The organism is Actinacidiphila cocklensis (assembly GCF_907177275.1).
Taxonomy (GTDB): Bacteria; Actinomycetota; Actinomycetes; order Streptomycetales; family Streptomycetaceae; genus Actinacidiphila; species Actinacidiphila cocklensis.
Genome location: NZ_CAJSLV010000048.1, coordinates 295,472 through 308,127, shown reverse-complemented (window position 1 = coordinate 308,127; position 12,656 = coordinate 295,472). Strand labels below are relative to the sequence as shown.

9 protein-coding genes and 1 tRNA gene are annotated in these 12,656 nt (G+C 71.6%); 5 read left to right on the top strand and 5 right to left on the bottom strand.

Annotation, left to right across the window (positions count from 1 at the left end):
• Nucleotides 1–114 precede the first annotated feature (114 nt).
• Nucleotides 115–2,361 carry an MMPL family transporter gene (locus NFU81_RS12350; protein WP_251488773.1) on the top strand — a complete coding sequence of 749 codons (2,247 nt, stop codon included), beginning with the start codon at nucleotides 115–117 and terminating at the stop codon, nucleotides 2,359–2,361.
• A gap of 3 nt (nucleotides 2,362–2,364) precedes the next feature.
• On the opposite strand, the gene NFU81_RS12345 is transcribed toward NFU81_RS12350, so the two are convergent.
• The 5 genes from NFU81_RS12345 to NFU81_RS12325 all read right to left on the bottom strand — a co-directional run bounded on the left by NFU81_RS12345 (nucleotide 2,365) and on the right by NFU81_RS12325 (nucleotide 6,217).
• Nucleotides 2,365–2,568, bottom strand: a complete 204-nt coding sequence (locus NFU81_RS12345; protein ID WP_251488770.1) for a MarR family transcriptional regulator — start codon at nucleotides 2,566–2,568, stop codon at nucleotides 2,365–2,367.
• Nucleotides 2,569–2,792: 224 nt separating this feature from the next.
• Nucleotides 2,793–3,770, bottom strand: a complete 978-nt coding sequence (locus tag NFU81_RS12340; RefSeq protein ID WP_251488767.1) for a sigma factor-like helix-turn-helix DNA-binding protein — start codon at nucleotides 3,768–3,770, stop codon at nucleotides 2,793–2,795.
• Nucleotides 3,771–3,863: 93 nt separating this feature from the next.
• On the bottom strand, nucleotides 3,864–4,364 hold the full coding sequence (locus NFU81_RS12335) for a MarR family transcriptional regulator (protein WP_251488764.1): 501 nt from the start codon (nucleotides 4,362–4,364) through the stop codon (nucleotides 3,864–3,866).
• Nucleotides 4,365–4,606: 242 nt separating this feature from the next.
• The gene (locus NFU81_RS12330; protein WP_251488761.1) at nucleotides 4,607–5,779 is read right to left on the bottom strand and encodes a lactonase family protein; all 1,173 of its coding nucleotides are present in this window, start codon (nucleotides 5,777–5,779) and stop codon (nucleotides 4,607–4,609) included.
• A 365-nt stretch (nucleotides 5,780–6,144) separates the two neighbouring features.
• Nucleotides 6,145–6,217, bottom strand: a tRNA-Arg gene (locus NFU81_RS12325).
• A gap of 452 nt (nucleotides 6,218–6,669) precedes the next feature.
• Here NFU81_RS12325 and NFU81_RS12320 point away from each other — a divergent pair.
• The 4 genes from NFU81_RS12320 to NFU81_RS12305 all read left to right on the top strand — a co-directional run bounded on the left by NFU81_RS12320 (nucleotide 6,670) and on the right by NFU81_RS12305 (nucleotide 12,526).
• On the top strand, nucleotides 6,670–8,286 hold the full coding sequence (locus NFU81_RS12320) for a dynamin family protein (protein WP_251489070.1): 1,617 nt from the start codon (nucleotides 6,670–6,672) through the stop codon (nucleotides 8,284–8,286).
• Entirely contained in the window at nucleotides 8,283–10,334 is a 2,052-nt protein-coding gene (locus NFU81_RS12315; protein ID WP_251488758.1) for a P-loop NTPase family protein, read from the top strand. The genes NFU81_RS12320 and NFU81_RS12315 overlap by 4 nt, the downstream gene beginning before the upstream one ends.
• Before the next feature lie 127 nt (nucleotides 10,335–10,461).
• Entirely contained in the window at nucleotides 10,462–10,884 is a 423-nt protein-coding gene (locus tag NFU81_RS12310; protein ID WP_251488756.1) for a single-stranded DNA-binding protein, read from the top strand.
• A gap of 244 nt (nucleotides 10,885–11,128) precedes the next feature.
• A complete protein-coding gene (locus NFU81_RS12305; RefSeq protein ID WP_251488755.1) occupies nucleotides 11,129–12,526 on the top strand; it encodes an LAETG motif-containing sortase-dependent surface protein in 1,398 nt (465 codons plus the stop codon).
• The last annotated feature ends 130 nt before the right edge of the window (nucleotides 12,527–12,656 follow it).

Here is a 12,656-nt window from a genome sequence, read left to right as displayed (position 1 = left end):
GTGTACTCCCAGGGGGGATTGACAAACGCGAGTGCCCGCTCGCATTCTTGAAATGCGAGCGGTCGTTCGTGTTTGTGATTTTACGTCGTTCTAGGGGGAGAGGACACCTCTGTCATGTCCGATGTCAACCGCGCAGGCGCGGTCGCGGGGTGGACGCGGGTCGTGACCGCCAGACCGCGGCTGACTCTGCTGCTGGCGCTGCTCTTCACCGCACTCACCGTCGTGGCCGGAAGCGGGGTCGGGGACCGGCTGTCCAGCGGCGGCTTCCAGGCCCCCGGCTCGCAGTCCTCGTACGCCACCGCGGCCCTTGCCGACCGCTTCCCCGACTCCCAGCCCAACCTCGTCCTGCTGGTCGACACGCGGGGCGCGGACCCGGACAGCCCCGCGGTCGCGGCCCAGGGGCGGCAACTGGCCCGCACGCTCGCCGCCGACCCCGACGTGGCCGGCGTGACGTCGTACTGGGGCACGCGAGCGCCGGTCCTGCGCGCCAAGGACGGCGGCTCGGCGCTGATCACAGCCCGGTTGCGCGGCGACGACGATGCGGTGGCCAAGGAGGTCAAGCGCATCGCCCCGGCGTACCGCGGCGCGCACGGCCCGGTCCGGGTGAGCGTCGGCGGCAACGCCGAGGTGCTGCACGAGATGCAGACCACCATCCAGCAGGACCTGGTGCGGGCCGAGATGATCGCCCTGCCGATCACCCTGGTGCTGCTGGTCATGGTCTTCGGCAGCGCTGTCGCCGCGCTGCTGCCGCTGGGCATCGGCATCATCGCGATCCTCGGCACGAGCGCGGTGCTGCGCGGCATCACCGGGTTCACCGACGTGTCGGTCTTCGCCGAGAACCTGACCACCGCACTGGGCCTCGGGCTGGCGATCGACTATGCACTGTTCATCGTGCGCCGGTTCCGCGAGGAACTGGCGGCCGGCGCGGCACCGCGACCTGCGGTGGCGACGACCTTGCGGACGGCAGGCCGGACGGTGCTGTTCTCCGCGCTGACCGTGGCTGCCGCGCTGTCCGCCATGCTGGTCTTCCCACAGTATTTCCTGCGTTCCTTCGCCTATGCGGGCGTCGCTGTGGTGCTGCTGGCCGCAGGCGCGGCTCTGATCGTGCTGCCGGCCGCCCTGGTGCTGCTCGGCGACCGGGTCAACGCACTGGATCTGCGGGACCTGCTGCGCCGCCGGGACAATGCGGCGGACCGGACCGAGGCGGAGCCCGGCGCGCGCTATGCCGCGCTGGCCCGGCTGGTGATGCGGCGGGCGCCGGCCTTCGCGATCGGGGCCGTGGCGGCGCTGCTCCTGCTCGGCCTGCCGTTCCTGCAGGTGCAGTTCGGGACCGCGGACGATCGGCAGTTGCCGGGCTCTGCCGAATCCCACGTCGTGCAGCAGCACCTCCGGCAGGACTACGCCGGCAGCCCGGTCGGTGCGATCACCGTGCTCGCCGAGGATGTCGACTCCGCCCATCTGGCCGAGTACCGACGCCAGGTGGCCGCCCTGCCCGGTGTGGTGAGGGTCGAGGGTCCTGTCGTCGGCAAGGACGCGCGCAGCGCCTACCTGACGGTGGTGCCGGACGGTGCGTCGGTGGACGCCGGCCCGCAGCGCCTGGTCGGCGAGATCCGCGCGGTGCCGACCGACTTCCGCGCTTCGGTCACCGGGCAGGCCGCGGTGCTGGTGGACACCAAGCACGCCATAGCGCAGCGACTGCCCTGGGCGGCCGGCATCATCGGCCTGGTCACCCTGCTGCTGGTGTTCCTTTTGACCGGCAGTGTGGTGGTCCCGGTACAGGCGGTGCTGCTCAACGCCCTCAGCCTGACCGCCATGTTCGGCGCGGTGGTCTGGGTGTTCCAGGACGGCCACCTGTCCGGACTGCTGGGCTTCACCGCGACGGGCAGCATCGAGACCACTCTGCCGGTGCTGATGTTCTGTGTGGCCTTCGGGCTGTCCATGGACTACGGGGTCTTCCTCCTCTCCCGGATCAAGGAGGAGTACGACAGGACCGGCGACCACCAGGCCTCCATCGTCTTCGGACTGCGCAGGACCGGGGGACTGATCACCGCGGCCGCGATCATCCTGGCGGTGGTGATGGTCGGTGTTGGGATGTCCCGGGTGGCCAACACCAAGATGCTGGGGCTGGGCATCGCCCTCGCGGTGCTGATGGACGCGATGGTGATCCGGACGCTGCTGGTGCCCGCGGTGATGCGGCTGACGGGCAGGGCCACCTGGTGGGCGCCGCCGGTGCTGCGCAGATTCCACGACAGGTTCGGCATATCCGAGGGCGGCGTGCCGCGGACGCCGGCTGGTACGGCGGTCGGGGCGGCCCCGCGCTCCGGTGAGCAGCGGGACCCCGAACCCGCGAGCAGGAACTGACGGTCAGTCCGGACCCCGGCGGCCGCGGGTCCCCGGCCGCCGGGCACTCCATGCCCTGATGGTGTCCGCGTACCAGTAGGGCTTGCCCCCTTCCACCCGGTCGGGATCGGGCAAGTGCCCGTGCTTTCGGTAGGAGCGCACAGTGTCGACCTGCACGCGGATATGTGCGGCGATGTCCGCGTACGACCACAAGGTCCGGTCCGTCATGTCGGCTACCTCCGAGCATTCGTGACTGTCGGTCAGCACACTCGTCGGGTCAACGACACGCGGATGAACGCCGCATGGGCTTGTTGATCTTCTGTGACACGGAACCCGCGTAACGGTGACAAAAGTCGCGAACGGGTAACAGTGCGGTCAGGAAGGCGGGGAGATGTGGGAGACGACCTGGAGGAGGTGGCGGTCGGTGACGAGGTCGGCAGTGGTCGTGGCGGTCATGCGGGTCCCTCGGATTCCTGGACGCGGTCGTCGCCCGGCCTCACGTGGGACAGCTTGTCGGGGTTGGTGACCAGGTAGATGCCGGTGACCTGGTCGCCAGGGGCGTTGAGGTCCATCACCAGCACGGCGTAAGGCGAGTCACCCGAGAAGACGACCGCCGACGGGTCGCCGTTGACGTGCCGGTAGCGCACGTCCAACCCTTGCGGCGGGTGCGACGCGGCGTAGCCGCTCAGGAACCTGGCGACCCGCTCCCGGCCGGAGACCGGCCGCAGCGCCGAGCGGACCCTGCCGCCGCCGTCGGTCCACATCGTCACGTCCGGTGCGAGCAGTTCCAGCAGCGCGGCAAGGTCGCCGGCCATCGCGGCGGCGATGAATCGCTCGGTCAGCTGCTGCTGCAGCCGGGGATCGGCGGGATAGTGCGGGCGACGCGCCTGGACGTGCTCCCGCGCCCGGTGCGCGAACTGGCGGATGGTGCCCGGGTGACGGCCCAGGACCCGGGCGATCTCGGCGTACGGGTAGCCGAAGACCTCGTTCAGGACGAACACCGCCCGCTCCAGCGGGGGCAGCGTCTCCATCACCACCATCAGCGCCATGGACGCGGATTCGTCCCGAAGGCCGGGCCAGGGGTTGCCATCGGCGCCGGGTCCTGCGGTGCGGCGCTCCGGCCGCGGGTCGGTGACCAGCGGTTCGGGCAGCCAGGGGCCGACGTAGGCCGCACGGCGGCGGCTGATGCCGGACTGCCGGGCCAGTACGCGTCCGACGGCGATCCGCAGCAGATCCGCGGACAGGTCCGCGTCGTCCTGAACGTCCCGGTCGTCGCCGCCCGCCCAGGCCAGCCAGGTGTCCTGGAGGACGTCCTCGGTGTCCGACACGCTGCCGGTCATGCTGTAGATCACGGAGAACAGCAGTTCACGGTGTCTCGCGAATACCGTGGTGGCCGTGTCGACCGGCAGCTCGGCGGGGTCGTCGGACATACGTGGCCTCCTCGTTGACGCATTCGTCAACTGAGATGAGCGACCACTCCGAAATGTGACATCAGCGCCGGCCGCCGCCGGCCCGGTGGTGGGTCAGCTGTCGGCCAGTTCGTCGGTGGCGATCCGCCCGGCGCGTGCCGTACGCAGCAGGAAGTCGGCGATCAGAACCAGTTGGTCGTCGTCGTACTCGGCACAGATCCCGTCGACCGCCGTGTTCAGACCGGAGAGCAGATAGGTCACCTCGTCGGCGCGCTCCTTGACGACCTGCACCAGTACGGCGCGGCGGTCGGTCGGATTCGGGGTGCGGACCACCCAGTTGCCGCGCTCGAGCCGGTCCAGCACGCCGGTCAGGGTGGCGGGGTGCATGCCGGCGCGCTTGGCCAGCGCCGTCGGGCCGATCGGCCCGTAGCGGCTGATCAGGTCCAGGCATTCGAGATCGGTGTCCCGCAGGTCGAGGTGCATACCGATCTGGTGGTTCAGCAGCGCCAACTGGACGCTCAGATCGCGCAGCCCGTCCCTGATCCGGTGGGTCAGCCGCCTGCGCCGCCGTGCCGCCGACGCGGCCGACGTGGCCCCGGGGAGTGTGGAATCCATACGCAAACGATCCTCGCATCGATAGCACGCGGAGAGAGCAAACTACCCCATGGCCGCGACACGACTGCCGGGCGGCCGTCTTTTTTCAGGCCGCTTACCTGCGGTCCGACAGAGGTGACTACGGCGCACACCATCTCACAACCCCATAAGAGACTCGTACGACTTCCGCAAAACCTCGCGACCCTCGCTGACCAGTGTGGCGGGCGAGAGTGGCGAGGCTGCGGGGGCAGTACACGTAATTGTCAGCCGGCCGCGATGCCTTCGCCGCCGACGGCGCCGGGAACGGTGACCGAGCCGATCCCGGTGAGCGAGCCGTCACGGCCGACCCGGAATTCGTCCACGACGCCCTCGGCGCCGGTCTGCACATAGACGGTGCGGCCGTCGGAGGAGGCGGCGGCGTCCACTGTGCCGTCGTGGGTCGATGTGTTGCCCAGCGCGGTGAGCGGTCCGTGCGGCCCGACCAGGTAACCGGACAGCGTCGCGCTGCCCGCGTTGGACGCGTAGAGGTGGTCGCCGGTGGCGACCACCCAGCAGGTCGCCGCCTGCCCGGTGCTCGCCTGCGCGACCTGGCGCAGGGTGCCGTCGCGGCGGACGGCGAAGGTGGCCACCGCGTTCGGCCCCGCCTCGGTGACCTGGAGTCGTCCCGCGCGGTCGAAGGTGAAGCCGAACGGCACCGCTCCGGGGGTGGCGGTGACCACCGGGCGGGCGGCGGGGGCGCCGGAGGCGGTGATCGGGAAGACGTCGATGGTGTCGGCCCCGGCCTTGGTGGTGACGACCAGTTTCGAGCCGTCCGGTGTGAAGCCCACCTGACCGGGCGTGTGGGTGAACTCCGGTGAGGCTGCAGCGAGGTGGAGGTCGCGGTGCCGGCCGGGGGCCAGGACCAGCTGACGGCCGTCCCACACGTAGCCCTGGACCGAGCCGCCGCCGCGGGCGTTCAGCACGTACACCTGGCCGCCGTGCGTGGCGACGCCGACGGGGAAGTCGCCGCCGGAGGGGAGCACCTGGAGGCGCTGCAGCCGATCGCCGTGGACGGCGAAGACGGTGACGCTGTCGCTGCCGGCGTTGACCGCGTAGAGCAACCGGTGCGGGCGGTCGTAGGCGAGCGAGCCCTGCGAGGCGAGGTGGTCCACGACCGAGCCGTCGAGTACGCCGCCCCGGCCGCCGGTCGGGTAGATCTCGTGGCCGCCGAGCGAGCCGTCAGGGTTGCGGTGGTAGGCCACGACGGTGTTCGCCGTGGTGTTGTCACTCTGGACGAAGACGGGCGCGCTGTCCCGCACGGTGGCGTGTCGGGGCGTGGCAGCGCCTGCCGCGGGGGCGGCGACGGCTGCCGCCGCGACCGCCGCGGCGCCGGCGACGGCGGCGCGGGTCACGCGGGTGGTACGGCGTGGGCGGGTCCTGCGGGCGATGGACGGCATGCTGATCTCCTCATGCAGGTCAGGAGGGTCGTCGGGCGGCCCGGCATGCTGAGGAAGCCATCAACTGGCCTGAGGCATAGGGGAGTTGACGGCATCGGGAGCGGCGGCCGGACTGATCGTCACGCTAACTCGCACACCATGTCACTGTCGTGACGAAAGGGGCATTTCGCCTCGCTGTCCCGGCTCCGTAAGAAATGCCGGGTAGGGGCGGGGGAGGGGGTTGCTCGGAGGAGAGCGGTCCTTACACGGTCGCTACGCCGCTGCCGCTACATTCACGCGAGCCGTCTTTTCGGTGGCCCGCCCGCGAACGGGCACCGCCGATCGGCGGCGGCCGGTGCCCCGGTGGGGCATCGACCGCGCGAGAGCGCCCCCGGCAGGACTCGAACCTGCGGCCAAGCGCTTAGAAGGCGCCTGCTCTATCCGCTGAGCTACGGGGGCCGGACAGTGGCCGCGGCTGTCTTCGCCCCTGGCTGGTTCCGTGACCTGTACCGAGGTCAAGGATAGGGCGCCGCGTCCGTGCTGCCGTCTGCTTCACTCGCGTGACACGTTGTGGAGGTTCGGTGAAGCGGTCCGATAATCGCAGGCAGGCGCGGAAGTCGCATCGCTTTTGACGGGTCGCAACACTGCTGTTGTGTACTCGTTATGCCGGTGGCTCGTTCTGGCTCCTGAGTATCATCCGACACCGTCGACCAGCGGTTCTCTGGCTTTCTGCGGCCTTCTTGTGACCATTGCGCGATCATTCCGCGAGCCCTGTGCGGCGGTTCCGGTCCACCTCGCCGAGGCCCGGCGGGCCGCCGCCGGTCGGGCGCTATCCGTGTCGAATGGGGCTAATTAGCCGAAATGCGCTTCGTAAATGCTCCAATATGGGGCATTCTGCCGTCGTGGCGATCTTGGACGTACGGCCAGAGTTGATCGACGCGCTGTCCGCGCTGCGTGACCGCGTCGAGGCTGCGTGCTTCCCCTTTGCGCTGCCCGGGGCGGGCCGGGCCGACCGGACCCGCCAGGAGCTCCTGACCCAGCTGGACGACTACCTCGTGCCCCGGCTGACCGCTCCGGAGGCTCCGCTGCTCGCGGTGGTCGGCGGATCGACAGGCGCGGGCAAGTCAACGCTTGTCAACTCACTTATCAGCCGACGTGTCAGCGAATCCGGTGTCCTGCGTCCCACCACCCGTACTCCGGTGCTGGTCTGCCACCCCGAGGACCGCGCCTGGTTCGCCGACCCACGGGTGCTGCCCGGCCTGACACGGGCCTGGGCCGTACGCCAGCGGGTCAGGGGCGACGACGACGCCCCCGACCGCAGCGAGCCCTCCCGGGCCGAACTCCGGCTGGAGTGCGACGACTCCCTCCCGCGCGGCCTGGCCCTGCTGGACGCGCCCGACATCGACTCCCTGGTCGCCCGCAACCGCGAACTCGCCGCCGAACTGATCTGCGCGGCCGACATCTGGATCCTGGTCACCACCGCCTCCCGCTACGCCGACGCGCTGCCCTGGCACCTGCTGCGCACGGCCAAGGAGTACGACGTCACCCTCGCCACCGTCCTCGACCGCGTCCCGCACCAGATCGCCGACGACGTCAGCAAGCACTACGCGGCCCTGCTGGCCAAGGCGGGCCTGGGCGACGTGCCCCGCTTCACCGTCCCGGAACTGCCCGAGTCGGCGGGCGGCGGAGGCCTGCTGCCGCAGACGACCGTCGCCGGGCTGCGCGAGTGGCTGACGCACTGCGCCCAGGACCCGGCCGCCCGCCAGCACGCGGCCCGCCGTACAGCCGAAGGCGTCCTCGACTCGCTGCGCAGCCGGCTGCCCGCCCTCGCCTCCGCCTCCGCCGCCCAGCACTCCGCCGCCCTGCGACTGGTCCGCGCCGCCGAGGACGCCTACGAACTGGCCGCCGAGCACATCGACACCGCCGTCCGCGCCGGCGTCCCGCTCGCCGGCGAGGCGCTCGCCCACTGGCAGGGCTACCCCGCCTGTGGTCCGGAGGCGCTGCAGCACGCCCTCGCCGAGGAACTGGCCGCGCTGCTGCGCACCGAGACCGACGCCGCGGACGAGCGGATCGGCGACATCTGGCAGCGCGACCCGGCCGGCGCCGCACTCCTGGACGACCCCGCGTCCCGTCCCGACCGCGACCGGGTGGCCGTCGCCGCCCGTATCGACAAGGGCGTACGCCGCTGGCGCCGCACTGTGACCGACCTCGCCTACGCACAGCTGCGGGCGGCCCGCGACACCGAACGCCCGACCGCCGACCCGGAGGACGTTGCCGCCCTGCTGGCCACGGCCCTGCTCGGCGGCAGGCGCGGACGCACCGCGGGGGAGCGCCTGGCCGAGACCATCGGCGCCCAGGCGGCGCTGCGCATGCGCGACGCGGCGCGCGACCGGCTCGCCGACGCCGTGGCGGGACTGCTGGACGGCGAACGCGACCGCAGGCTCGCACCGGTCGACGCCCTCGACGTCACGGCCGGACAGCAGGCCTCGCTGATCTCCGCGCTGTCCCTACTGCAGAAGGAGCGGTGACCCCGGTGCGCCCGACCGCCACGACCCCGACGACAACCACCCACCCGTCGGCCGCGCCCCGGCAGCCGGGGCGCGGGCGGCCCGCCACCGCCTTCACCGAGCCCGGCCACGGGCCTGGCCCAGAGGGGCATCCGGAAGCCGCGCCCGGTGGTTCGGCGGCCGATCCGCTGAGCTCGCGGGTCGACGCCCTCGGCGAACTGCTCGGCCTGTCCAGGACCCGGATCAGCCCCGACGCCCTCGCCGAGACCGGTGAGCTGCTCGAGCGCATCAGCGAGCGGCGGCGGCTCTCTCTCGACCACACCGTGGTGGCCCTGGCCGGTGCCACCGGCAGCGGCAAGTCGGCGCTCTTCAACGCCCTGGCCGGCCTGCCGCTGGCCGAGACCGGTATGCGCAGGCCCACCACGGCCCGCCCGATCGCCTGCGCCTGGCCGCCCGAGCGTGCCGCAGGACTGCTGGACCGCCTCGGGATCGCCCCGCAGGACCGCTACACCCGGCGGCACGCCCGCATCCCCGCGCCGGCCGGTGGCGCGGACCATGCTGCGGGAGTCGACCCCGGCGCCGAAGGACTCCACGAGGCCGGTGCCGATGATGCGGGTGATCCGGGAGGCGCGGACCTGGGGGATGCGGCAACCGCAGCCGGCGGCTTCGGCGGCGGTCCCGGTCTCCCGGCCGGTGACGGCGGCTCTCCGGCTGGTTCACGGCTTGACGGTGAGAGCTCCGAGGGCGTTTCGGCGGAGAGGGCGAGTCTCGACGGGCTCGTCCTGATCGACCTGCCCGACCACGACTCCGCCGCTCCCGGCCACCGCGCGCAGGTGGACCGGCTGCTGCAACTCGTCGATGTCGTCGTCTGGGTGCTCGACCCTGAGAAATACGCCGATGCGGCGTTGCACGAACGCTATCTGCGCCCCCTTTCCGGGCATGCCGATGTGACGGTGCTGGTGCTCAACCAGGTCGACCGGCTGCCGGGGGACTCGGCGGACCTGGTGCTCGACGACCTGCGGCGGCTGCTGGACGAGGACGGCCTCGCGGTGGGCGAGCACGGCGACGCCGGCGCCGTGGTGCTTGCCGCCTCCGCACTCACCGGTCAGGGCGTGCCCGATCTGCGCGGTGTGCTGGGCCAGATCGTCGCCGAGCGCACCGCGTCCTGCCGCCGGCTGGCTGCCGACGTGGACCGTACGGCGAGACGGCTGTACCCGCTCTATGTGGGAGAGGGCGGCGCCGGGCTCACCGATCCGGCGCGCGAGGAATTCGTCGACCGGCTGGCGGACGCGGTGGGAGCGGCCGGAGCGGGTCAGTCGGCGGAACGGGACTGGGCGGGTGCTGCCCGTGCGGCGTGCGGCACACCGTGGGGTCGCTTGATGGGAGAACGGGTCGCCGCGGGCGGCGGTTCCCCCGGAGCGCGGCAAACGCCGACATCACCCGTACGGCGGAACGGCCCGGTCGCCGCGGCCGGTCCCGCGGGTCTCGTGGCGTCCCGGCCGCTGGTCGGTGAGGCGGCGCGGGGGCTGGCCGCCGACGCCGCCCGCGGGCTACCTGCACCCTGGGCGCAGGCGGTGCGGGAGGCCGCCCGGCGCGGTGGTGAGGGCCTTCCGGCGGCGCTGGACAGCGCGGCGAAGCGGGCGGAGCCCGGACCGCCCGAGCGGCCCGGCTGGTGGTCGGCGGCCCACATGGTGCAGTGGCTGCTGATGGCGCTGGCGGTCGCGGGTGCGGTGTGCCTGAGCGCGCTCGCGTCCGGGTCGATCGAGTTGACGTGGTGGGTGCCGGTCGTGATGGCCGCGGCCGGCGGGCTCGGCGGGCCGCTGGTCTCCGCGGGCTGCCGGGTCGCCGCCCGCGGCCCGGCCCGTCGCTACGGCCAGGCCGCCGAGCGGCGGCTGCGGGACGCCGCCGCCGACTGCGGCAGGGCCAGGGTGCTCGAACCGGTCGCGGCCGAGCTGATGCGCTACCGCGAGGTGCGCGAGCAGTTCGCGGTGGTCGCAGGTACTTCCCCGCGCGCGCCGCATGCGCGCGATTCCCGGTCCGCCGAATCCCATTCCCACTCGTCCGAGTGACGTGGTTATCCACAGTCGATAGGTTATCCACAGATTCAAGATGGTCTTTCCTTGACCATCCGGATTTGGGGCACGATGTTCTCAGGGCGCCCCACCGCGGGGGGCCACGGAAAGTGAGGACCGTGCGATGAACGAGACCCTGGTGACCGTTGTCGGGAATGTGGCGACGGAGCCCGAGATGTACACCACCGCGACCGGAGTGGGCGTCACCCGCTTCCGGCTGGCGACGACCGCGCGCCGATGGGACTCCGAGCGCGGGGCGTGGGCCGACGGCGCGACCAGTTTCTACACCGTGCGTGCCTGGCGCACCCTCGCAGGGCACGTCAAGGAGTCGGTGGGACTGGGTGAACCGCTGGTCGTCCAGGGGCGGCTGAAGATCCGTGAGGACGAGCGCGACGGCCGCCGCTACACGGCGGCGGAGATCGAGGCGGTGGCCGTCGGGCACGACCTGGCGCGCGGGGTCGCACGGTTCAGCCGGACGTCCGCACCGCCCGCGACCCTGCCGGAGCCGTCCGCTCCGCCGCCGGTCCCCGCGGTGGCCGTGCCCTGATTCCGCGGAGAATCCGTATTCAACGGTATTTCCATGGATCAATTACGCGGGGACTTGTCGACAAACAGGGAAACATGCGCACAAGCGGGTAACGATTGGGAAGCGAAAAGGGCGGATGGAGACCCTTTAGGTGCTCGTGTTGCGCGTGGTTCCTAGGATTTCGGCACTGACACACGGGGGCTCGGAGCTGCAGGCGAGGCGACCCTCTTTCCCACCGACCCGCCTCGCCCGGAGGGGAAACACCATGTTCACCACCTACAGGCGGAGCGCTGCCCGCATCGCGGCGGCCGGTATTGCCACCGGCCTGCTCGCGGCAGGCGCCTTCGCCGGCGCGGGAAGCGCGGTCGCGGACGACGCGACCCCGTCGTCCAGCGGCGCGACGGCCGTTCTCGACGGCATCCAGAGTGATCTCTCGGATGTCGCCACGGTCGCCACCAAGGACGGCAAGACGAACAGCCATGAGACCGCCGGCCTGTTCAAGATGGACCTCGGCGGCGGCAAGAGCATCTACACGTACTGCATCGACCTGTTCAACTCCACCAAGCCGAAGGCGCAGTACCAGGAGGTGCCCTGGAGCGCGACATCGCTCTACCAGCAGGGCAAGGACCGCACCAAGGCGGGGAAGATCGCGTGGATACTCAACCACTCCTTCCCGCAGGTCGATGACCTCGACGCGCTGGCGAAGACCGCAGGGGCCGGGCCGCTGACCAAGAAGACCGCGGCGGCGGGCACCCAGGTCGCCATCTGGCGCCTCTCGGACGACCCGACGGCCAAGGCGAACGACCCGGCGGCCGAGCAGCTGGCCGACTACCTGTCCACGACGGCTGTCGCCGTCGCCGAGCCCGACGCGTCGCTGACCCTGGACCCGCCCTCGGTCTCGGGCAAGTCCGGCGACCGCATCGGCCCGGTGACCGTGCACACCAACGCCGCCACCGCCACGGCGGAGATCGCCCCCGACGCCGCGGGAGTCAAGCTGGTGGACGCCGACGGCAAGCCGGTGACCACGGCGAAGGACGGCAGCAAGCTGTACTTCGACGTCCCCGCGGGCACCAAGGACGGCACCGCCACCGTGAAGGTGACCGCCACCACCACGGTGCCGGTCGGTCGCGCCTTCACCGGTTTCGGTGCCAACGACGTCGCGAGCCAGACCCAGATCCTGGCCGGCTCCGACACCACCCCGCTGACCGCGCAGGCCACGGCCACGTGGGCGAAGAAGGGCGCGATACCGGCGGTGAGCGCCAAGGTGAACTGCGCCAAGGGCGGCGTCGACGTCACCGCGGCCAACAAGGGCGACGAGGACCTGGTCTTCACCCTGGGCGGCAAGGACTACACCGTCGCCCCGGGCGGTTCGCAGACCGTCCTGGTTCCCGTGGCCGAGGACCAGCACTACAAGATCGACGTCACCCTGCCCGACACGTCGGTGAAGTCCTTCGAGGGCGTGCTGGACTGCAAGAGCGCGACCACCGTGCCGACCACCCCGGCGAACCAGCCGAGCCCGGCCGGCAGTGACCAGGACCTGGCAGCGACCGGCAGCAGCAACGCCACGCCCATGATCGCCGGGATAGCCATCGCCCTGGTCGTCCTCGGCGGCGGCGCGGTGTTCTTCTTCCGCCGCAAGAAGAACGCCACCGGCGCGGAGTGACCCACCGGGTCCCGGCGCCCCCGCACCCGGCGCCGGGACCCATTCGCCCGCAAGGGTGGACGGCTGGCAAGATGGGGTGTATCTGCCCTCACGCGGCGGAGCCGCACATTGGCCCTTCTCGATCTGCCGG